General features: G+C 61.4%; 14 protein-coding genes. 2 read left to right on the top strand and 12 right to left on the bottom strand.

What is annotated here, in order from left to right:
* Nucleotides 1-22: 22 nt before the first annotated feature.
* The 11 genes from ctaD to A6A03_RS18465 all read right to left on the bottom strand — a co-directional run bounded on the left by ctaD (nt 23) and on the right by A6A03_RS18465 (nt 15,893).
* Nucleotides 23-1,681, bottom strand: coding sequence for a cytochrome c oxidase subunit I (gene ctaD / locus A6A03_RS18515; protein WP_066791232.1), 1,659 nt, complete (start codon nt 1,679-1,681; stop codon nt 23-25).
* A 4-nt stretch (nt 1,682-1,685) separates the two neighbouring features.
* The gene (gene coxB, locus A6A03_RS18510) at nt 1,686-2,678 is read right to left on the bottom strand and encodes a cytochrome c oxidase subunit II (RefSeq protein ID WP_066791231.1); all 993 of its coding nucleotides are present in this window, start codon (nt 2,676-2,678) and stop codon (nt 1,686-1,688) included.
* A gap of 45 nt (nt 2,679-2,723) precedes the next feature.
* On the bottom strand, nt 2,724-3,563 hold the full coding sequence (locus tag A6A03_RS18505; protein ID WP_066791230.1) for an SCO family protein: 840 nt from the start codon (nt 3,561-3,563) through the stop codon (nt 2,724-2,726).
* A gap of 28 nt (nt 3,564-3,591) precedes the next feature.
* The gene (locus A6A03_RS18500; protein WP_066791229.1) at nt 3,592-3,996 is read right to left on the bottom strand and encodes a hypothetical protein; all 405 of its coding nucleotides are present in this window, start codon (nt 3,994-3,996) and stop codon (nt 3,592-3,594) included.
* Nucleotides 3,997-4,009: 13 nt separating this feature from the next.
* Nucleotides 4,010-4,672 (bottom strand): cytochrome c3 family protein, encoded by a 663-nt coding sequence (locus A6A03_RS18495; protein WP_066791227.1) that lies wholly within the window; start codon nt 4,670-4,672, stop codon nt 4,010-4,012.
* A 24-nt stretch (nt 4,673-4,696) separates the two neighbouring features.
* Nucleotides 4,697-5,302: a c-type cytochrome gene (locus A6A03_RS18490; protein WP_066791225.1), complete on the bottom strand. Its 606-nt coding sequence runs from the start codon at nt 5,300-5,302 to the stop codon at nt 4,697-4,699.
* A 46-nt stretch (nt 5,303-5,348) separates the two neighbouring features.
* Entirely contained in the window at nt 5,349-8,459 is a 3,111-nt protein-coding gene (locus A6A03_RS18485; RefSeq protein ID WP_066791223.1) for a TAT-variant-translocated molybdopterin oxidoreductase, read from the bottom strand.
* Nucleotides 8,460-8,833: 374 nt separating this feature from the next.
* Nucleotides 8,834-10,237 (bottom strand): (Fe-S)-binding protein, encoded by a 1,404-nt coding sequence (locus A6A03_RS18480; protein ID WP_066791221.1) that lies wholly within the window; start codon nt 10,235-10,237, stop codon nt 8,834-8,836.
* A gap of 18 nt (nt 10,238-10,255) precedes the next feature.
* Complete coding sequence (locus tag A6A03_RS18475) at nt 10,256-12,886, bottom strand: FAD-binding oxidoreductase (protein WP_245669060.1); 2,631 nt, start codon at nt 12,884-12,886, stop codon at nt 10,256-10,258.
* A 261-nt stretch (nt 12,887-13,147) separates the two neighbouring features.
* Nucleotides 13,148-14,440, bottom strand: coding sequence for an FAD-binding oxidoreductase (locus A6A03_RS18470; RefSeq protein WP_066791215.1), 1,293 nt, complete (start codon nt 14,438-14,440; stop codon nt 13,148-13,150).
* Nucleotides 14,441-14,444: 4 nt separating this feature from the next.
* Nucleotides 14,445-15,893 carry an FAD-binding oxidoreductase gene (locus A6A03_RS18465; RefSeq protein WP_066791213.1) on the bottom strand — a complete coding sequence of 483 codons (1,449 nt, stop codon included), beginning with the start codon at nt 15,891-15,893 and terminating at the stop codon, nt 14,445-14,447.
* Nucleotides 15,894-16,932: 1,039 nt separating this feature from the next.
* On the opposite strand from A6A03_RS18465, the gene A6A03_RS18460 reads away from it, so the two are divergent.
* Together A6A03_RS18460 and A6A03_RS18455 are read left to right on the top strand one after the other, a co-directional pair.
* Nucleotides 16,933-17,937 (top strand): small ribosomal subunit Rsm22 family protein, encoded by a 1,005-nt coding sequence (locus A6A03_RS18460; RefSeq protein WP_066791211.1) that lies wholly within the window; start codon nt 16,933-16,935, stop codon nt 17,935-17,937.
* A 57-nt stretch (nt 17,938-17,994) separates the two neighbouring features.
* Nucleotides 17,995-21,090: a PAS domain-containing protein gene (locus tag A6A03_RS18455; protein WP_066791210.1), complete on the top strand. Its 3,096-nt coding sequence runs from the start codon at nt 17,995-17,997 to the stop codon at nt 21,088-21,090.
* Between the two features lie 168 nt (nt 21,091-21,258).
* Here A6A03_RS18455 and A6A03_RS18450 read toward each other — a convergent pair whose 3' ends face one another.
* Complete coding sequence (locus tag A6A03_RS18450; protein WP_066791208.1) at nt 21,259-22,482, bottom strand: glycosyltransferase family 4 protein; 1,224 nt, start codon at nt 22,480-22,482, stop codon at nt 21,259-21,261.
* Nucleotide 22,483 lies beyond the last annotated feature (1 nt).

The raw sequence follows: 22,483 nt of genomic DNA, 5'->3' as shown, positions 1-22,483 counted from the left end.
TCCCTGCCATCATCAGCACGATTTACAACGGCGAGCCGGGCCGCCACGCCGCCGCATCGCGCTCAGCCGCCTCTGGCGGATAGGCATACGCTTCTTCGGTCACAATCGGCGTCTTGTCGAAATTGAACGTCGGCGGCGGCGACGAGGTCTTCCATTCGAGACCAGTCGCGCCCCACGGATTATCGCCGGCAATCGCTCCCTTGCGCAACGAAATGCCAAGGTAGATCAGCGGCACGATGAAACCGATCGCCAAAATGCTCGCCCCGGCGGTGCTCATCACGTGCAGGATCTGGAACTCGGGCGGATAGACGTGGTAGCGGCGCGGCATGCCCAGATAGCCAAGGATGAACTGCGGGAAGAAGGTCATGTTAAAGCCAACGAAGATGATGAGCGCCGCAATGCTGCCCCACGTCTCGTTGTACATCCGGCCAGTCATCTTGGGCCACCAGAAATGAATGCCGCCCAAATACGCCATAATCGTGCCACCGACCATCACGTAGTGGAAGTGGGCCACTACAAAGTAGGTGTCGGTCACGTGCAGGTCAACCGCGGTCACGCCAAGGAAGATGCCGGTCAACCCGCCGATCACGAACAGACCGATAAAGCCGAGCGCATAAAGCATCGGCGTGCGATAGCTGATCGAACCCTTGTAGAGCGTTGCTGTCCAGTTAAACACCTTAATCGCTGACGGAATCGCCACCAGCATCGTAATGAACGAGAAGACTAAGCCAGCGTAGACCGACTGGCTGCTGACGAACATGTGGTGGCCCCAGACGAGGAAGCCCAAAATCGCGATCGCAATGCTCGAAAAGGCGATGAACTCGTAGCCGAAAATACGCTTGCGCGAGAAGGTGCTAATCAGTTCGCTAATTACACCCATCGCCGGCAAGATCATAATGTAGACCGCCGGGTGCGAATAGAACCAGAAGAGATGCTGGAAGAGCAGCGGGTCGCCGCCGAGCGCCGGGTCGTAAATCCCCACGCCCCACAACCGCTCGACCACAACCAGCAGCAGCGCAATGCCCAACACCGGCGTCGCCAGAATCTGGATGATGCTAGTTGCGTAGTTGGCCCAGATAAAGAGTGGCAGCCGGAACCACGTCAAGCCGGGGGCGCGCATCTTGTGGATGGTGACGATAAAATTCAAACCGGTCAGAATGGACGAAAAGCCCATAATAAAGGCGCCGGTGATCGTCATCACCACATTCGAGTTAGAGTAGGTCGAGCTAAACGGCGTGTAGAACGTCCAGCCGGTATCGACGCCGCCAAAGACGGCAGCGATCAAAGCAAACAGGCCGCCGATCATATAGAGATACCAGCTCAGCAGATTCAGGCGCGGGAAGGCCAGATCACGCGCGCCGAGCATCAGCGGCACCAAAAAGTTGCCCAACACCGCCGGGATTGACGGGATCAGGAAGAAGAAGACCATGATCACGCCGTGCAAGGTGAAGGCCCGGTTGTAGACATCCGACGACATCAGATCGCCTTGCGGCGTGATCAACTCGACTCGCACCAGCGTCGCGGCTAACCCGCCGAGCAGGAAGAAGAAGTTGATCGACAACAGGTAGAGGATCGCGATCCGCTTGTGATCGACCGTCAACAACCACGACTTCAACCAATCGGTGAAGGTGCGTGAGTTGTCGCGAATATAGCTGCTCTGTGGAAGCGAAAGCGTGCTCATAGGCTCAGTTCCCCGTGTCGGCAAGCGACTTAATATAGGCGATCAGTTGGTTGAGCTGGTCTTCGGTAATCTGCCCCTGATACGATGGCATCACTGCGGCGTAGCCGGCCACGACCTTTGCGTTCGGATTGAGGATCGATTCGCGCAGATAATTCTCATCAGCCACCACCGTCGAACCATCGGCCATCTTTTCAGTCGCCCCATAGAGACCCTGCAAGCTCGGCCCGACGCCACCACCGGCCATCGCGTGGCAGCCAAGACAACCGAGGCTGGTGAACAGGCGCGCGCCGGCAGCCGCCATCGGATCGCCGATCGTTGGCGCAACCACCGGCTGGCCGGTATCGATCGTACCGTCGGGCAACACCACCGGGCCGGGGGTCGCCAGCCAGCGCTCGTAGTCGGCCAACGGCAACGCTACCACCCGCCCGATCATCAGCGAGTGCTCGGTGCCGCAATACTCGGCGCAGAAGAGATGATACTCGCCGGGTTTGGTCGCCTCAAACCACATGATTGTATAGCGACCGGGCAGCACATCTTGCTTGACGCGGAAGGCCGGCACGTAGAAGCTGTGAATGACATCTTGCGAGGTCATAATCAACTTCACCGGCTGGCCAACCGGGACGTGCAACTCGTTATTTTCCCGCTTGCCATTCGGATGTTGCACGTGCCACATCCACTGCTTGCCGATCACGTACACATCAAGCGTGCGGGTTGGCGGCGTGCGCATCTGCACATAGAGAAACGCGCCCCAGAAGAAGACCACCATCACTAAGCCCAGCGGGATCAGCGTCCATGTTAGTTCGAGTTTCAAGTTCGAGTCAACTGGATTGCTGCGATCAACCTTCTGGCTGCGATGATAGCGAACGATCAGATAGAGAATGACAAACGGCAGCACCCCGGCAAAGATCAGGCTCAGGGCCACCAGAAAGAAGTAGAGTTGGTCAACCTGTGTCGCAAAGGTTGACGCCTGATCAGGAAACAACGGAAAATCGCGCATACCTCGTCCTATCTGGGGGCAAAACCGCCCCGGTCGCTACTGCCGCTAGGCCGGCGCCGCCTCACGCGGCGGCGGTAGATTGCCGCCGGGAGTCGAGCGGCTTAACATGACAATCATCGTGATAATCCCAATGACCGTGAGCGCCCCGGCGATGCGCAAGATCGTCATAATCGCCGGCGTATAGCTGCCGGAAGCGGGGTCATACTGGTAGCAGAGCAGCAAGAACTGGTCAATCGGATTGCCCACCTTGCCGGCTGAAGCCTCAACGATGCCTAACCGCACGTCCGACACGTTAAACTCAATCCCAAAGAAATAGCGCGCGGTTTTACCTTCCGGCGTCAGCACGACCATCCCGGCAGCGTGGGCATATTGATCGATCGTCTCGTCGTAGAAATACTTGAATCCGATCGCGTCTGCTACCCGCCGGATCTGCTCTTCGCTGCCGGTCAGAAAGTGCCAGCCGCTCTCAGCGCCGGGCCGGGCATAACGCTGCATCGTCAACGCTTTCACGTTCGCCGCCAACATCGGCGTCTCAAGCGGGTCGATACTAATATTCACCACCTGAAAATCGCGTCCCGCCGTAAGCGTTACCTGTTGCAGCGCCGCCAACACCCCTTCGCGCACGAACGAGCAGAGCATAGGGCATTCGTAGTAGTTCATCACCAGAATGACCGGCTGGCCAGCGGTAAAGAACTGGCCGAGCCGCACCTCAGCCCCCTGCTCGTCAACGAATATGGCATCGAGCGGCACCTGCGAACCCATGCGCTGCTCAAAGCCAACGTTATCAGATGGGTTCGTCTTGCCACCCTGCGCCAACGCCGTCGCCGGCGCTACCAGCAGAACAGCGAGCCACCCAATCAGCGCGAACGAAAACCAGTGTCGCATACTTCCTGCTCTCTAGTGATGCAGCGGGCTATTTCACCGCATCGAGGCCATGTTCGAGCAAGAGTTCCATTGCCCGCTCGATCGGAATATGCGCCCGTCCGGCCCGCTCATTGACCCAGCCATAACTTTCGAGCCGCTCGGTCGCTTCGGCAATGATCCGATCACCGTCAACCCGTGGATTTTGCTCAAGCCGTGGCGCCGGCGGCAATTGCAGTTGCGTTACCTCGTCATTCGAGAGGGTATTGCTCTGATCGGCCACCGGCCCCACCCAAACCACCAACAACACCATCGCTAGCACAAACGCCAACACCATGGTGCCGGCAACCATGACGACCCCCCAAATCACCGGCTGGGCGCGTGCGTCGCTAACTTCGTGATTGAGGGCCAAACTCTCAGCAGAAGGGCCTTCACTCTGCGCATGCGCGTGACTCATGATCAACTCTCCTCTAGCGGTGGCACACGAAGCAGTTGGTCAACCGGCCATCGGTGGGGATTTGATACTCGATCACCAGTTGCTGCCGTTGGGCCAGCGACAACGCATTCACATCCCACTCCATATTGAAGACCTCTTCACGCGGACGAATGTAATCTTCCGGCGCGCGATGGCATCCCAAGCACCATCCCATATAGAGTGGTTGGGCCTTGGCCGCTAACTGTTGCTGGTCGATCCGGCCATGGCACGAGCTACAGCCGATCCCTTTCGCCACATGCACCGAATGGTTGAAATAGACAAAATCGGGTAGGTCGTAAATCCGGTTCCACACCACCGGCTCGCCAGTCTGGTAGCTGGTGCGCACCACCTCTAGCAACGGGCTAGTCGTCCACACTTGCGAGTGGCACGACATACAGGTCTCGGTCGCCGGAAAACCGGCCGTTGCCGCCTTCTCGACGGTCGCATGGCAATAGCGACAATCGATCTTCAGCTCACTGACGTGATGCTTGTGGCTAAACGGCACCGGCTGGGCCGGGGCAATCCCGACATCGGTATACCACGGCGAGAGATAAAACCCGACCATGGCGGCAACGATGCCGACCACCAGCATCACAAGGCCGAAGAGGCTGGCCAGAAAGATCGCGTTGGCATTACGCGGAAAGATTTGGGCAGACATAGGTTGCGTCTCTCGCTCTCTAGCCTAGCGGCCGGCTCTCACTTGTTGCAGCTCAGCCTCGGTCAACAAGGTGACATCGGCATTTTGGCTCAATTGCAGGGCGCGCACATACGCCGCGATTGCCCAGCGATCTTCGGGCGGGATGCGCGCTGCATAGCTGTACATCTTGCCAATGCCGTTGGTGATCACATCAAAGAAATAGCCGATCTGCACCGTGCGCAACCGGTCGTTATGCAGACTCGTCACCGTCATAGGGCCGCGATAGGCAATCACGCCATTCCCATCACCGACCAAGCCGTGGCACGGCGCGCAGAAGGCGTTATAGCGCGACTGGCCGTGGGCCAGCAGGGCGGCATCGAGCTTGATTTCCGGCGGCAATTGATCGGCCAACTGCCCTTCGATCCGCCCGGTCATTAACGGCGAATTGGGATTGTAGCTATTCAACGGCACCGTATTGGCCGGTGGCGGCTGCATTGCCCGGCCATCAGGAAAGAACGAACTCACATCGTTCGGCTTATATTTCGGCTGGTCGTACATATCAACGTGACAGGCGACCAGCAGCAGGCAGAGCGGCAGCCACGCCAGCCGCGCGATACGGGTGAAGATCGATCTGCGAACAGATTGCACCATACGCTACTACTCATTTCTAGCGCCGGCCACACAAACCGGCCTGCTGCTACCCTTCGCCATGGCCGCCCGCAAGCGCCTCATCGGGATTGCGCACCCGGGCCAGATAGCTCGTGCGCGGCTTGAGATTCAGCTCATCGAAGACGGTATAGTTGTGCGGCTGCTGCTTGATCTGGGCCACCCGGCTATTTGGATCGTTGATATTGCCAAAGATGATCGCCTCAGTTGGGCAGACCTGTTGGCAAGCCGTGACGACCTCGCCATCGCGAATGGGGCGGTTGCCTTCCACTTTGGCTCTGATCCGCGCGGCGCTGATCCGCTGCACGCAGTAGCTGCACTTCTCCATCACACCCCGGTTGCGCACCGTCACTTCCGGGTTGCGCATCAGCTTCAGGCTCTCGCTGGTCAAGTCGCTGTACTGCAAGAAGTTAAACCGGCGCACCTTGAAGGGGCAGTTGTTCGAGCAGTATTTGGTACCGACACAGCGGTTATAGACCATATTGTTGATGCCTTCGGCGTCATGCACCGTCGCCGCGACCGGGCAGACCAATTCGCACGGCGCCTGCTCGCAGTGGGCGCAGGTCATCGGCATCATGTAGGCTTCGGGGTTGTCGAGATCGCTCCCGGCATAATAGCGGTCGATCCGGATCCAGTGCATCTCGCGACCACGCGAAACCTGCTCCTTACCAACAACCGGAATATTATTCTCAGCTTGGCAGGCGATCACGCAGGCATTGCAGCCGATACAGGCCGAGAGATCGATCACCATGCCCCACTGGTTGCCGGTGCTGTAATCAAACCCCGGCAGCAGCGACTGGTACTTCGGCTTCTGCTCAGGCGAACCGTATTTCTCGGTGTAGACCTCTTTGGCAATGTACTTGGGGTCTTCCTTAAAGCGGGCAAATTCCCCGGCCCGCACCACATCACGCCCTTCCAATGTCCAGTGACTTTGGGTGCTGACCAGCAGATAGCGCTCGTTCACAGCAGTTGCACTCACGCCGGCCACTAACCAAGGATCAGCGCTCTGGCGCAGGCGATAGACATTGAACCCAGCGCCTTCGGCCACCTGCCCGCCATGGGTGCGGCCATACCCCAGCGTCACCGTGATCGTATCGTCGGCATGGCCGGGCACGATCCAGATCGGCAGCCGCAACGTCCCCACTGGCGTATTGACATCGATCATGCGGCCATTCTCGCCGGCCAACCGCTCAAGCGCCTGATCGCGTGCGCGGCCGGGAGCAGCGAGGCTGGCCGGATCAAAGGGCAAGTTCAGCAAGCGAATGGCGGTGCGCGGGCTGACTAGCGCGGCGTTATCCCACGTCAGTTTGGTCATCGGGCGAGGCAGCTCTTGCAGCCAGCCGTTATTGGCAAAGCGGCCATCCCAGATCGCCGGATCGGGGCGGAAGATCAGCTCTAGCCCAGCCGAAGGCGTCGGCGCTTGCAGACGCAGACCGGGTTGCAAGGTGACTGCCACCGGCGCGAAGCGCGAACCATCGATCACGCCAGTGCTGAGCGCCCGCTTGAAGAAATCGTCGAACGCAGCGCTCTCAAGCCCGGTTTGCTGCTGCCAATAGCCACGCACGATATCGTAATCGGTTGTGCCGATCGACCCATTCAACACTGCCAGCAGCTCGTGGGCGGTACGCGCGCCATAGAGCGGCATAATCAGCGGCTGAATAATGCTAGCTGTCCCATCGTAGGCGCGCGCGTCCGACCACGACTCGAGCGGATGGGCGAGCGGAATAAACCACGTCGCCAGCGCCGCCGTCTCGTCTTCGTAGGGATTGAGCACGACGATCTGCTTGGCCAGCCGCATCGCTTCGGCAAACCCAAGATCGGCCGGCGCAGTAAAGGCCGGATTGCTATCAATAATCACCAGCAACTCAACGCTACCGGCGCGCAAATCGTTCACCAAGGCAGCCAAATCTTGCGGATCAGACGGCTGGGCAACCGGCTCGGTATACTCAACGGTCGTGCCAACAGCGCCAAGCTGCACATTGATCGCGTGGGCAATCGCATGCACCACCGGCGGTTGGGCTTCACCCACCACCACCACCGCCCGATTGCCAGCGCGGCGCAGATCAGCGGCGACGGCAGCAACCCACTGCTGCTGCGCCTCGTTGAGGCCAGTGGCCGGTGCAACAGCCGCCACCCCCAACTCGTTGGCCACCGCCGCGGCCAATTGGCCGATCAAGCCGGCCTGTACCGCCAGCCGGTGATCGGCCAACGCGCCGGTCGGCGAAAAGACCGGCTCGGCGGCGTACAACCGGCTCATTGATTCGGTGTTGGCGCGGACGCGGCGGCGCTGCATGAGATCGCGGGCGTAGCGCACGCGGCCCGGCCCCTCGCTGACGAAATCGGCATCGAGCGCCACGACCACATCAGCCTCGGCAAAGTTGTAGCGCGGCTCGTAGGGCGCGCCGAAGGCCAATGCCGCACCCGCATAGGTATTGCTGCGTCCGACCGGATCGTACTGCACCCAGCGCGCCGCCGGGAAATTCGTCAGCAATTCAGCAATCTGAGCGCGCAACGTCGGCGAGGTGATAGCCGGCGTCAGCAACCGCATCCCTTGGCCTTGCAAGGCGCGCTGCACCTGCAACGTCTCGGTAATGGCAGTCACGAAACTCTGCCACGTACTCAGCAAGCCGCTCCGGCGCACCGTTTCAGGCCGGTCGGGATCGTACAACGCCAACAACTCAGCCTGAGCAAAGACATCAGTCGCACCAAGGCTGGCCGGGTGGGCCGGATTGCCCTCGATCTTAACCGGACGCCCCTCGCGGCTCTTGACCGTCACACCAAGAGCAAATCCGTCGAGCGTCACAGCGGTGGCGTAATAGTTGGGAATACCGGGAATCTGATCGCGCGGCGCGCGCGCGAAGGGGGCCACCTTCTCTTGCGGTTGCTTGATGGCGAACGTACAACCCGACAAACCGGCAAGCGCCAGCGATGCCCCCATCAGCTTGAGGAAGGTGCGGCGCGACACCGGATCAGCCAGCTCGCTCGCGCCCTGTGGAAATTCGCGCGCGACTAGCTCACGGAAGGCAGGGGTGTCGACCAGTTGGTCGAGCGAACGCCAGAACTGCTTGCCGCGCGCCTGTTGCAATTGGGCGCGCACAGCCTCGATCTCAGGCGCGGCAGGGTGAAGATTGATCTCACTCATTGGCGTGGCCAGACTAGATACGGGGCGGATCCAATAACCCGCACGCAAACTTGTGAATTTGGGCACACTTTATCGCGTTCGATTATAGCAGAAGAACGGCTCGTCAATGCTGCCAGCCTTATACTTCTTGCATCTACGTTTCGTATCTGTCAGGAATAACAAGCGTTTATCCCCTGTTATCCCGGCAGCTTACCGCAGCATTGAGCACTGCTCTCAAATGGGATGATTCGGCGTCATGACCAGTACAGGCGCGATATTTGTGCCGATTGGTGCAATTATAGTAGCATAGGTCAAAGCGAACGCGCAACATGAACAAGCCCTGTGCAGCATACATTCGGCTGCACAGGGCTGTTAAAAATCACTTGCTTAAATTGTCAGGCAGGGGTTTCAACTTTTCGATACGCGGCATCGAGCAATTCGATAATATACCGCACCTCGACCTGCTTGCCGCGCCGGCGTAGTTCGCCGGCCAATTGCAACGCGCAACCGGGGTTGGCCGTGGCGATAATTTCAGCACCGGTGGTCAGCGCATTGTCGATCTTGCGCGCGCCAAGACTCATCGCCATCTCAGGCTGGGTGACGTTGTAGATACCGGCGCTGCCGCAGCACAACGACGACTCAGGCATCTCTTTCAAGGTCAAGCCGGGGATGGCGGTCAGCAATGCCCGTGGTTGGGCGCTGATGCGCTGGGCATGCACAAGGTGGCACGGCTCTTGATAGGTGACGGTGAGATTAAGCCGGCCCAAAGCGGCCCGGTTCAGCTCAATGCCGGCCAGAAATTCGTGTACATCCTTGACTTTGGCGCTGAAGCGTTCGGCTCGCTCGCGCCACGCCGGATCGTCGTGCAAGAGATGGCCGTACTCTTTGAGCGTGCTGCCGCAGCCGGCGGCATTGACGATAATCGCATCTACTCCCAAGCCTTCAAACGCGGCGATGTTCTGCCGGGCCAGCTCGCGCCCGCCGTCGAGATCGCCGCCGTGGGTGTGCAACGCGCCGCAGCAGCCTTGATCAGGCGGGATGATCACTTCGCAGCCATTCTTACGCAACACGTGAATCGTGGCTTCGTGGACATGCGCGAACGCCGTGCTCATAATACAGCCGGTGAGCAGCGCGACACTGTAGCGCCGTTCGCCTTCCGCCGGCAACATCTGCCCCTGCGGCACGGCAAAGCGGTCGCTGATCGGCGGCAGCATCGCTTCGGTATCGGCCAACCCCAACAGCTTGAGGAGGCCGCTCTTGCGGGCCAGCCACTGCGCGCCGCTGCGCTGGTAGAGGCGCATCATGGCCGAAAAGAGGCGGAAGACCTCCATCCGCTTAAACAATACCCCAAAGACCGCGCCGCGCAAAGCACGCTGCCAGAGCGGGCGCGGCGGCAGTTTCGGCTCCGGCGCACCGGGAGTCGCCGGCGGGCCGGCCTTGCCAGCGCGGGCCTGCTCGATTTGGGCCCGGCTCGCTTCAAGGATTGCACCGTACTGCACCCCCGACGGGCAAACCGCTTCGCAGGCCCGGCAGTTGAGACAAAGGCTCATCTGCTCTTGAAAGACCTCGCTGGCAAGGCTGATGCGACCTTCATCAACCGCCTTCATCAGATAGATCCGGCCCCGCGGCGAAGCCATCTCAAGACCGGTCTCGCGGTAGGTCGGGCACGACGAGAGGCACAACCCGCAGTGAACGCAGGTGTTGATAATGTCAGAGCTGGGTTTATCTTTGGCGCTAAAGCCGATCACGAGCGGAATGACCGGCTGCGATGCGGGTGACGAAGGTTGAGTCACTGTCACAGGCGCTTCTCCTCTGGATTATGAAGGCTGATTGGTAAACCAAAACGCGGCTGGATGCATCCGGCCATAAGGATCAATCGCAACTTTGAGCGCGCGCATCCGGTCAAGCGCCGCCGGCGGCTGGCCCCACACCGGCGCCTGCGGGACGAGCGCAGGCGGGGAGGCGAGCAGGTGAGTATGCGGAAACGCAGCGACCAACTCGGCGTGATAGGCAGCCACCTGCGCCGGATCGCCGGCAACTTGCAGGTAGATGATGCCGTTCAGAGCATGAGCGGTGACGGCAACCGCCACCTGCCGGCGCTGAGCCGCTTGCTCGATGGTGTGGAGCGCGGCGGCAAAACGGGCCGGCCAGACGCTCAGACGCAGCAGTGCCTGATCGGCAACCGGCGCATAACGGCTGACGGTCTGCTGCCAGAAGGCGGCCTCATCGGCGGCGCGGACAACCGACACCGCGCCGCCCCGCTGCTGGGCTAGCGCCGTCGCCTCGCGCAGATGGCGCTCGACCGCTGCCGGATGGCCTTCGGCCCGCATCGCAACCATCACGCCATTGCGATCGGCCAGATATTCAACCGCCGTAGGCAACAGCCGCGAGGCGGCCAGTGCGTCGAGCAGGGTGCATGCCGTCGCCGCATCAGGCATCTGCGCCAGCAAGGTGGCGCTGGCCGGCGGCTGGGGAAAGAGCCGCAGCGCCACCGCCGTGATCAGGCCGAGCGTACCGGCACTGCCCACGTAGAGTTTCACCAGATCATAGCCAGTGACATTCTTGACCACCTGCGCGCCAAGCCGCACCAGCTCGCCATCGGGTTCGAGCACCTCGAGCGCCAGCACCCAATCCCGGAACGAACCGTACCCCAAGCGGCGCGGGCCATCAGTCGCCGTCGCCACCAGACTGCCAATACTGCGCTGTGGATCGGCAATATCGAGCGGCAGCATCTGGTTATGCGGCGCCAGCAACGCCTGCAACTCGGCCAGCGTGGTACCGGCGGCCACCTTGATCGTCAGATCGTCCGGCTCGTAGAGCAGCGGCCCGTGCCAGCGCAAGGTAGAAACCGTCACCGCGTCTGGTGAACGCGCCGCCGTGCCACCAGTCGGGATCACCGCTACCCCAGCGTGATGGCAAGCATTGATCAACTCGGCAGCGGCAGCCGGCGTTTCCGGCGCAACGAATGTACCGGGAGCCGGCGCAGCGGCGGCGCGGGCCGGATCATGCTGTTGCAAGCGAGCCGCGCGCGCAGCAGCTAACTCGGCGGGGGTCGTGTCAGCCGGAAAGATCTTGGCCGGGTTAAAACAGCCGGTCGGATTAAAGACCTGATGGATCGTGGCGTGCAACTGCAACTCAGCGGGCGAGAAGAAGCGCGGCAGATACTCGCACTTCTCCAGTCCGATGCCGTGCTCACCGCTCACGACCCCACCATGTTCAATGCTCAGTTCCAGCACGCTCGCCGCCAGATCGTGCGCCCGCCGGCGCTGATCAGGGTCACGCGGATCATAGAGCACGAGCGGGTGCAAATTACCATCGCCGGTATGGGCAACGTTGCACACCTCAAGCCGGTACTCAGCGCGCAACCGCTCGACCTGCTCCATCATCAGCGGCAATTTGGTGCGCGGCACCACCGTATCAACCAGATAGTACGCCGGAGCAAGGCGACCGATCGCGCCAGCCACCGACTTCCGCGCTGTCCAAACCCGGGCCTGCGTGGCCGGATCGCGGGCCGGACGCAGATCGAAGGCGCCGTGCGCGCGGCAGATGGCGATAATCTGATCGAGCTGATCGTCAAGACCATCATTGACGCCATCGACTTCGATAATCAGCGCGGTGGTGCCAGTTGTTTCAGGCAGACCCAGTTCATAGGCTTGATTGACGGCCCGGATTGCGTTGTGATCCATCAATTCGAGCGACGTCGGCAGCGAACCAGCAGCGATCACGGCGCTTACCGCCGCCGCCGCCGCCACCACCGACGGGAAGAGGGCCAGCACTACCCGCACCGATTCGGGCAACGGCGTGAGGCGGACGATTGCCGCCGTCACAACGCCGAGCGTGCCTTCGCTCCCAGCAATGAGACCGGTCACATCATAGCCAACCGGATCAAGCACGCCATCACCAGTCCAATAGCGTTGGCCGGTATGATCAACCACCTCGACGGCCAACACGTGATTGCTGGTTACGCCATACTTGAGGCAATGGGGGCCGCCGGCGTTGGTGGCGATATTGCCGCCGATGGTGCTAGCGCGTTGGGAAGAGGGGTCAGGCGCAAACTGGTAGCCACGCGGGGCAAGATAGGCATTGAGATCAGAGTTTACTACACCGGGTTGCACCACTGCCAACCGCGAACGCAGATCGACCGATAGGGTTTTATCCATGCGCGCAGTGCTGATCATCACGCCGCCACGCAACGGCACTGCACCACCGGCAATGCCAGTGCCAGCACCGCGGGCCACGATCGGCATCCCGGCGCGGGCAGCCAAGCGCACTGCCTCAGCAGCCTGCTCGGCGGTGGCCGGCAGCACCACCACATCCGGCGGATGCGAGACCAGCATACTGCCATCGGAGTCATACGTCAGCAGCGCTTCGGGAACGGCGACAACGGCATCGGCCCCCAGCGCAGCGCGGAGATCATCGATCAAGGTTGCCGGTGTAGCAACAGACACTATAAATACTCCTTATGCTCAGCTTGTGTACCCCTATGCGATCGTTTTGGCCCCACCCAATGGGCGGGTTGTGCGCCCGACCCTTCAGGGCCGGGCTAGGGTTAAGAAGCCCGCGGCGCGGGCTGAAGGTGCGATGAGTTGTGTACGTGCTCGCGTGCATAGCCCGGCGCGGTAGCCGGGTTTGCGGCCCGGCCCTGAAGGGGCCGGGCTTGCCTGACGAAGCCCGCTGCGCGGGCTGGGTATGCCATTAGGTGGTTATGTTCAGGCGACCTGACCAACAACAAACCGGCCCGGATTGAGCAGATCGGCCGGATCAAACTCCTGCTTGATCCGGCGCATCAGATCAAGGTTCGCGATATGCGTGCCGAAGGCCGGCAGTTCAGCGATCAAGGCCGGCGGCGCGGCGAGCAGCATCGTCTGCGGCGCGGCTTTGAGCAGGGCAGCGTGCCACTCGCGCAAGGCTTCCGCGGAGCCGCGCACCCGCAGATAGGCCACACCGTTCAGCGCGCGCGCCGTGACTTGCAGCGGCAGATTGGCGCGTTGGGCCGCCGCGCGCGCCGCCGCGATCGCATTGCTCAAATCGGCGGGCAAGCAGGTCACGCGCACCACCACTTCATCAGCGGCGAGCGTTGCTGTCTGCGGCGCATCATTGATCGCGTTCCAGAGCTGTTCATGGGCAGCGTCGCGCAGCGGTTCGGCGCTAACGCCGGCCTGCTGCGCAAACGCGGTGACATCGCGCACATGGCGTTCAACCGCCGCCGGCAAGCCCTCGCTGCGCACCGCCACAGCACACGGCGCACCGGCGACATCAAACCCCTCAAGATACTCGACGGCCACCGGAACCAGTTGGCTCGCGGCAATCGCATTGATCAATTTCCACAGCGGGGCCGGCGTCGCGGCGCGGCAGAGGATGCTGGCAGCGGCCCGTGGCTGCGGAATCAGCTTGAAATTGGCCGAGGCAATGATCGCCAACGTGCCGAAGCTGCCAAGGTAGAGCTTCATCATATCGAAGCCGCTGACATTCTTGACCACCATGCCGCCAGCTTTCGAGATGCGTCCGGTCGCTTCAACCACACGAATGCCGATCAGCAAGTCACGCGCCGAGCCATACCCCAACCGGCGCGGGCCATCCATTGCCGTGGCGAGCAAACCGCCAATCGTTGCCTGAGCCGGCAACGGGCAATCGAACGGCAACATCTGGCCGTTAGCGGCTAAAGCGGCGCTCAATGCGCCCAAAGTCATCCCCGCCTCGACCGAAATAGTCAAATCGTCAGGGGTATAGTCAAGAATACGGTTCAGACGGCTCGTTTCCACCACCACAAACGGGCGCGCCGGCGGACGGCCCCACGTCTGCTGAGTGCCGCCACCCCACGGCACGATCGCCACCGGTTCAGCCGCGAGACGGGCCACCGTCTGGGCCAACTCTTCGAGTGAACCGGGAGCGACTGCCAGCAGGGGTGTTTGGCCATAGATGTGGCGATCGACGGGATGCTCACGGACGTACTGCTCACCGCTTATCGCTGTTAGATCGGCGCGCAACAGTGCGAGATTCATGGGCTTAACTCGACTTCAAAGCACTCCACGCCACCCCCGACCGGCGCAAGGCGGCCAACTCGCCGCAACCGCGCCCCTTGGGGAACACTTTACCGGGATTAAACAGATCGTGCGGGTCGAAACTCTGGTGCAGACCGGCCATCGCCGCGAGATCATCCGTCGTAAAGAGCAAGGTCATGTAATCTTGCTTCTCGACGCCGATACCGTGTTCGCCGCTGATGACGCCGCCGAAATCGATACTCACCTTCATCACGCCAGTGGCGGCTTCGAGCGCGCGCTGATTCTGCGAGCGATCGCGGCGATCAAAGAGGATAATCGGATGCAAGTTGCCATCGCCGGCGTGGAACACATTTGCGATCGGCAAGCGGAACTCGCGCGAAATCCGGCCCACTTCATCCATGGTCTGCGGCAGTTTGGTGCGCGGCACCACCGTATCAACCAGATAGTAGGTCGGCGCAAGGCGGCCCATCGCGCCGAAGGCATTCTTGCGCGCCGCCCAAACCTGATTCTGCTCGGCCAAAGTGCGAGCCGGGCGGACATCGATCGCGCCGTTGCGCCAACAGATCGCGGTCACATCGTGCAGCAGCTCGTCGAGCCCATCTTCGACGCCATCAACCTCGATCAGCAACGCAGCGCCGGCGGCTTCGGGCAGCCCTAACTTGTACATATCATTGACGGCCTTAATCGCCAGCCGATCCATAATCTCGAGCGCCGCCGGCAACAACCCGCTCGCGATCACTTGGGAGACCGTGTTGGAAGCGCCGGCAATATCGGGGAAGAGCGCCAACACCACCCGCACCGCTTCGGGCAGCCGGGTCAAGCGCAACCACGCCGCCGTGACGAAACCGATCGTCCCTTCCGAGCCGGTGATCACGCCGGTCAAATCGTAGCCGGGGGTATGCGCACTGCCGTCACCCGTCCACACAATCGAGCCATCAGGCAGCACGACCTGCACGGCCAGCACGTGGCTGGCAGTAATGCCATACTTCAGACAGTGCGGGCCGCCGGAGTTGTTGGCGATATTGCCGCCGACAGTGCAGGCTTTTTGCGACGAGGGATCAGGGGCGAATTGGTAGCCAAACGGCTTGAGATACTGTGACAACTCCCAATTAATCACGCCGGGTTGGCACAGCACGCGACCATTGGCGGTATCAACCTGCAAAATCTTATCCATGCGGGCGGTAGAAATAACAATGCCGCCCTGCATCGGGGTTGCGCCACCCGATAGACCAGTGCCGGCGCCCCGCGGCACGATTGGCATACCGGCGCGAGCGGCTAGCCGGACAATCGCTGCCACTTGCTCGGCGCTGGTTGGCAACGCTACCACATGCGGCTCGTGGGTATCCATCACGCAACCGTCGGCATCGTAAGTCAGCAACGCATCGGGTGTGGCAACCACGCCGCGCGGGCCAAGAATGCGCTCAAGCTCTGCGATCAGTTCAGCACGGTTCATTCCGTACTCCTGCGGCTAGCGGGCCGCACCTTTGGTTTTTGATAGGAGATTCTTTTGTAAGTGGACGCTATGCCTTTAGTATACCATGAAATGAGCAGGGAGCAGCAGCACACCGTTCGCGCTGGTTGTGGCAGAAAGGGGGCGTACCCCCACTTGCCTACTGTCCTTGCGAGGACGCGCAACGCCCGCAGCAAACTCCTGCGTAGGCGAACAGGATGCGGGCAGTGATGGTTCCCGTGCTCGCGGGGGATTGCTTCGCCGCGTGGGACATCGCACCGCCATGCCCCTACGCGCGGCTCGCAATGACATCAGGGGCGCGCGAGGGGCGACTCCCTCCCCCAGCGGGGGAGGGCTGGGGTGGGGGCATCAGCCCGCGCAGCGGGCTTCGTACCTCTAGCCCGGCCCTTCAGGGCCGGGTTCCGGATCAGATGTGCTGTCCGCCCTGCAACGCCAGTGGGAGAGGGGCGCTGCTACCTTCGCGGGAGCAGTGCCTGTCCCTTCCCCTCCGCGGCTCCCCCGCTCCCGCCGTCAGGTGAGAGCGGGGGCTAGGGGGTGAGGGTTCCAGCCCGCGCAGCGGGCTTCGTACCCCTAGCCCGGCCCTGAAGGGCCGGGTGCCAGACCGATGTTCTGTCCACCCTTGAACGCCAGTGGGAGCGGGGCGCTGCTGCCTTCCGCGGGAGCAGTGCCTGTCCCTTCCCCTCCGCGGCTCCCCCGCTCCCGCCGTCAGGTGGGAGCGGGGGCCGGGGGGTGAGGGGTCCAGCCCGCGCAGCGGGCTTCGTACCCCTAGCCCGGCCCTTCAGGGCCGGGTGCCAGACCGATGTTCTGTCCACCCTGCAACGCCAGTGGGAGCGGGGCCGGGGGTGAGGGTACATCAGCGCATCTCACAGCCTTCAACTATAACCTGCCCTCAGGTGTTCTGTCCGCCCTTGAACCAATAGTATAGAGAGGAACGAACTGGCTCGACCTTGCAGAGATTCGGTTACGTCTTGGGGTATGCAATAAAATAGAGAGACTTACCAAAGCAGTCAAGGAACGAACTATGCAACTACCAGCTTCGTTACAGCGCGCACTTGAGCGCGTGATCGCCACCCAGCCGGCGGCGGCGCTTGAGCAAACCGCCGCCGCGTTATCGAATCGCTACCGGGAAGCGAGTGCCGGCAGCGCGCCGGTCATCACGTCACCGCTTGAAGCGGTGGCGTATGCGGCATGGCGCATGCCGGCCACCTACGCCGCATTACGAGCGGTATTCAAGCGATTAGCCGAGGCGCAACCCGATTTTGCCCCTACCCGCATGCTCGATGTGGGCGCGGGGAGCGGCGCCGCGATCTGGGCCGCCGCCGAACAGTGGCCATCGCTGCGCCGGATCGTCGCGATCGAACGGCAACCGGCGATGGCGCGCCTCGGCGAGCAATTGGCCGCCGGCGCCGATCTGCCGCCAGTTATGTGGCAACGCAGTGATGTGCTTGCGCTTGACCGGCTGCCAGACAGCGATCTGGTGGTCGCCGGGTATGTCTACGGCGAGATCGAGCCGGCAGTGCGGGTACTGTTGCTCAGCCGGCTTTGGAAAGCCACAAACGGCGCATTGGTACTGGTTGAACCGGGCACCCCGATAGGCCACGCAACTATCTTGAACATCCGCAGCGAATTGATCAAACGTGATGCCAGCATTGTAGCGCCGTGCCCGCACACCAGCGAGTGCCCGCTCGCCGCTCGCAATGACTGGTGTCATTTTGGGCAACGGATTGCGCGGCCTGCTTTCCAACGCCGCCTCAAAGGCGCAGCCGCGCCGTTTGAAGACGAAAAGTTCGCGTACCTCATCGCCGCCCGCCACGGTGTGCCGCCGGCCAACGGGCGGATCGTACGCCATCCCATCATCCACAGCGGTCGGATCGAACTACAGGTTTGCACGGCGCAGGGCCTGCAACACATCACCGTCACCCGCAGTCAAGGCGAGGCATGGCGGCGCGCACGCGACAGCGCGTGGGGTGATGGGTGGGAGAGCGAACATCCGTCTCAGGATATAGGCGATAGCGAAGCGGAGTGATATAATACTAGATACCCGGTGCGATCTGTCGCCTCGGTGTACACACAGGATACCACCATGGCCGGCACTCGCACCCACCTCCTTCTCTTCGCCGTTGACGATCTGCGGGAGTCGATCATTCAAACACTGGTTCCCTTTCCCCAGATCAGCTACTCCTTTGCTCCTACGCTGAGCGACCTGATCACGCACCTCGAAACCCAACCGCCGGCCTTGATTGTCTGCCGGCCAACCGCACGCTACAGTATGCCGGTGGGCATCGCGCTCGTGCTCATCTGCACCTTGGCAGAATATGATGTCACGCATTTTGCCAACGAGCAGGCCATTGTCGATCTCTTGATCGAGAGCGATCTGGCTCGCTTGCCATTGATCGCGCAGCGCGAGGAGCGGATGCAGCGCTGGGCTGACCGCGAAACGCGCCGGTTGCGCACCGTCGTCGAACATGCGCCGCACGGCGTGATCGAAGCCGAACTAGCCAGCCGGCAGGTGCGGTGGGCCAACCGGGCAATGCACGTCCTCTTCGGGTATTCGGCAGCGGAAATGGTCACCCTGCTGATCGAAGATTTGCACCCAAACGAATCCCGGCCAGCGATCATTGACGCCTTTCAGCGCATGAGCGCCGGCGATGACGCACCACTGCTCAATATCATTTGCCGCCGGCGTGATGGCTCAACGTTCTATTGCAATATCGCGCCGGGAGGCGCGTATAGCAACGGCCAGACCTTTATTTTTGTTTTTTTCACCGATGTCACCACTGAATACGAAAGTTTACAAACGCTTCAGATCAATGCGCGCCGGCTCGAATTAGCGTTACGTGCCGCTAATCAAGGGTTGTACGATCTCGATCTGCGCAACGGGCAGGTCGTGGTCAATGATGAATATGCAACCATGTTGGGGTACGATCCGGCTACGTTTACCGAAACCAACCAGCAATGGCGCGACCGATTACACCCCAGCGATTCGACCGCAGTCTACCAGACCTATCTCGACTACATCAACGGGCGCATTCCCGAATACCGGGTTGAATTTCGCTCGCGGATGCGGCAAGGCGGGTGGAAATGGATTCTATCGGTAGGGTCGATTGTCGAGCGCGATACCGATGGCAAGCCGGTGCGCATGCTCGGCACCCATACCGACATCAGCGCCTTGAAACGGCTCGAATTGCACGAACGGCTCCGGGTCCAACTCTTCACCAGCCTGTTAGGAGGTGAAAGTTTGCAAACCCTCATGAACACCTTAATCCAAGCCTTTGAAGAAGAGCAACCAGACGCGCGCTGCGCGATTGTGCTCTTCGACCCCGCCACCCGCCGGCCACACCACGTCATTGCCCCCAACCTGCCGTCTACGCTCAGCCAGATGCTAGAACAGAGCCTTCAGCCGGGGCAGGAAGCCATCTGGCATCCGCTGCTCGCGCAGCAGCGCGTGATCGTGCCGGAATTACACACTGATCCCAACTGGGCGCATTTTGCGTCCGTCGCGCAAGAGAGCGGCTTGGCTACGCTGTGGACGGAACCGATCCTCGGTGCTGGCAACGCGGTGATTGGCGCGTTTACCGTTTGGTCGGCGCGGGCTGCGCCACCGCTCAGCGAGGATCTCACGCTTCTCCAATTTATCAGCCATCTCGCCGGGCCGGTGATCGAGCAGCATGTGATCGCGGAACGGCTCCGGCTAAGCGAAGAACGGTACGCGCTGGCCGAACGCGCGGTGCAAGATGGGGTCTGGGATTGGGATATTCTCGATGGCGTAACCTATCTCTCGCCACAGTGGAAGGCGCTGTTTGGGTTTGGCGAGAATGAGCTGCCCAATGCCATCACCACCTTCTTCGAGCGCATCCATCCCGATGACTGGCCAGAAGTGACGAAGGCGCTTGATCGCCACTTTGCCGGCCGCGAACCATTCAACATGGAATTTCGCATGCGCTACCGCGACGGCAACTATCGCTGGATCTTGGCGCGGGGCGAAGCGTTGCGCGACGCTGACGGCAAAGTGACGCGCATGGTCGGCGCCTTGAGCGACATTACCGAACGCAAGCAGATCGATGAACGCATCCGCGAAACGCAGAAGCTTGAGGCGCTCGGTTTGCTTACCGGCGGGTTGGCCCACGATTTCAACAACCTGCTCGGCATTATCATCGGCAACCTTGATCTCTCGCTCAGTGATTGGCAAGGCGATGAAGCGACGCGGCAGATGATCGAAGCCTCATTGCATGCGGCGCTGCGCGGCGCCGAACTGACCAAGAGTCTCTTGGCGGTGGCCCGCCGGCAACCGCTGGCGCCGACCACGATTGATGTCAATCAAGTGTTACGCGAATTTCTGCCGCTGATCCAAGTGACTGTCGGTTCGGCGATTAAGCTTGAGCTGATTGAACAAACCAACCAGCCGGCCCGCGCCGACCGGGCCGGGCTTGAGGCAGCGATCCTCAATCTCGTTATTAACAGCCGCGATGCGATGCCAAACGGCGGCAACTTAACGATCAAAATCAGAGAGCAGCGCGTTATCAGCGAAGACACGATGTTGCTGGCCATTCTGGCACCCGGCTGCTATATCGTGATCGACGTGATCGACACCGGCACCGGGATGCCGCCAGAGGTAGCCGCGCGCGCGTTTGAACCCTTCTTTACCACCAAAGAGCGCGGGCGCGGCACCGGTTTAGGGTTGGCGATGGTCTACGGCTTTGCCCGCCAATCAGGCGGCACCGCGCAAATCTATTCCACGTTAGGCCGCGGCACGACGGTACGGCTGTATCTGCCGTGCGCCGACCAGCAGATAGTCGAGGAGCCGGTTGTGATTGAGCCAGCATCGCGCCGCGAGGCGCGGATACTGGTAGTAGATGACGATCCTGATCTGCTGCGCATGACCGTCACCACGTTGCGCAATCTTGGCTACACCGCTTTTGCCGCCCAAGATAGCAAGACGGCGCTAGAGATTCTGCACAACGAGCCGGTCGATCTCCTCTTCACCGATGTGGTGATGCCAGAGACAGACGGGCGAACCTTAGCCATGCAAGCGCGGCAGATGTGGCCGGCGCTTAAGGTGCTCTATATGAGCGGGTTTGCCGCCTTGCAAGGCGTTGAGATTACCGATGCGCCGCTGATTGAGAAGCCGTTTCGGGCCAGTTCGCTAGAGGTGGCGGTGCAACAGGCGTTAGAGGGGTGATGGGCGTGTGATGTGCGGCGTCGTGATTGGCCCCACCCCTTGCTCCTCAACCCCGCTGGCGGAGGGGTGCCCCCACCCCTTGCCCCTCCCCCGCTGGGGGAGGGGTGCGGCAGGACAGCAAAGGAGCGTTTGCGCCGTGTCGCACGCAACAGCAGGATCACACACCCCTCAGCGCGCCGCGCAGGTTTGCAAGACGGCCAGTGCCGCTGCGGCCAGTTGCCGGCGATCGAATTGCTGTTCAGCCAATGCCCGCGCCTTGCAACCGGCTTGGCGGGTGAAGTCAGGATGATCGCGCAAATAGATGATCTGCGCCGCCAGATCGGCAGGATCACCGGCGCGAGCGTAGCGACCGCACTGATGGGTTTCGACTAATTGCTGCAACCAACCCGGCGTGTTGACAATGGCCGGCTTTCCGGCAGCCAACGTATCGAAGAGTTTGTTGGGCGAACAGGTGGCTAGTACCGGCACCGCCTTGAAGATGGTCAAACAGACATCGGCGGCGGCGACCAGATCGGCGACCTCGGCTTTGGGCAACGGATCAAGAAACCGCACATTGCGCAGGCCATACTCATGCGCTAACGCCTCAAGTTGCGGGCGCTGGCGACCTTGCCCGGCCAGTGCAATCAACACATCATCATACCCCCGCTCCTGCAATACCCGCGCCGCCTCGATCACTTGTCGCAGATCGTTCGCTTCGCCCATGGTGCCAAAGTAGAGAGCGAGAAAGGGTGGATTGCCCAGCCGCACGCGCCACCCGCCGCCATCGCGCTGCGGGTGGAAGAGGTCGAGATCGGCGGCGTTGGGAATGACGCTGATTTTTTCTGGCGCGACGCCGGCGTCGATGATTCCCTGCCGCATGCCGGGCGAGAGTGCGATAATGTGGCATGACCGGCGGTAGATGGCGCGTTCGAGCCAGCGTGCAGCCAGAATCAGCAGCGGATGGCGCAGAGCACCCATCTGGATCGGCGCTTCCGGCCACAGATCGCGTACCTCGAAGACCAGCGGCGCGCGATGCCAACGGCTGGCCACCATACCGGGAATGCCAATCGTCAGCGGCGTGCTGGTGGCCAACACCACATCGGGCCGTTCGACTCGCAACACGGCCAGCAAGCTGGCCAGCGCAAAGAGAATGAAGGCGATGATGCGTTGGCCATAGCCAATCGCCGTACCGCGGCTGTAATCAGCATAACCGGCCCGCACTTCGACGACATGAATGCCGTCAACCTCACACTGGCGCCACCATCCGCCGGGCCACGGCGTTTGGCGATCGGCGGCGGTGACGATCGTCACCCGATGGCCCTGCTGGATAAAGAAGCGAGCAAACTCATACGAACGGGTGCCGCCAACGCCGGCGCGGGTGGTGAAGTATTGGTGCAGGTAGAGAATGTGCATC

The organism is Chloroflexus islandicus (assembly GCF_001650695.1).
GTDB classification, from domain to species: domain Bacteria; phylum Chloroflexota; class Chloroflexia; order Chloroflexales; family Chloroflexaceae; genus Chloroflexus; species Chloroflexus islandicus.
This window is presented reverse-complemented; position numbering and strand designations above follow the sequence as displayed.

Excerpts from the sequence above, each read along its gene's own strand:
- ctaD (WP_066791232.1), bottom strand. The coding sequence starts at position 1,681 with ATGAGCACGCTTTCGCTTCCACAGAGCAGCTATATTCGCGACAACTCA.
- coxB (WP_066791231.1), bottom strand. The coding sequence starts at position 2,678 with ATGCGCGATTTTCCGTTGTTTCCTGATCAGGCGTCAACCTTTGCGACA.
- A6A03_RS18505 (WP_066791230.1), bottom strand. The coding sequence starts at position 3,563 with ATGCGACACTGGTTTTCGTTCGCGCTGATTGGGTGGCTCGCTGTTCTG.
- A6A03_RS18500 (WP_066791229.1), bottom strand. The coding sequence starts at position 3,996 with ATGAGTCACGCGCATGCGCAGAGTGAAGGCCCTTCTGCTGAGAGTTTG.
- A6A03_RS18495 (WP_066791227.1), bottom strand. The coding sequence starts at position 4,672 with ATGTCTGCCCAAATCTTTCCGCGTAATGCCAACGCGATCTTTCTGGCC.
- A6A03_RS18490 (WP_066791225.1), bottom strand. The coding sequence starts at position 5,302 with ATGGTGCAATCTGTTCGCAGATCGATCTTCACCCGTATCGCGCGGCTG.
- A6A03_RS18485 (WP_066791223.1), bottom strand. The coding sequence starts at position 8,459 with ATGAGTGAGATCAATCTTCACCCTGCCGCGCCTGAGATCGAGGCTGTG.
- A6A03_RS18470 (WP_066791215.1), bottom strand. The coding sequence starts at position 14,440 with ATGAATCTCGCACTGTTGCGCGCCGATCTAACAGCGATAAGCGGTGAG.
- A6A03_RS18465 (WP_066791213.1), bottom strand. The coding sequence starts at position 15,893 with ATGAACCGTGCTGAACTGATCGCAGAGCTTGAGCGCATTCTTGGCCCG.
- A6A03_RS18460 (WP_066791211.1), top strand. The coding sequence starts at position 16,933 with ATGCAACTACCAGCTTCGTTACAGCGCGCACTTGAGCGCGTGATCGCC.
- A6A03_RS18455 (WP_066791210.1), top strand. The coding sequence starts at position 17,995 with ATGGCCGGCACTCGCACCCACCTCCTTCTCTTCGCCGTTGACGATCTG.
- A6A03_RS18450 (WP_066791208.1), bottom strand. The coding sequence starts at position 22,482 with ATGCACATTCTCTACCTGCACCAATACTTCACCACCCGCGCCGGCGTT.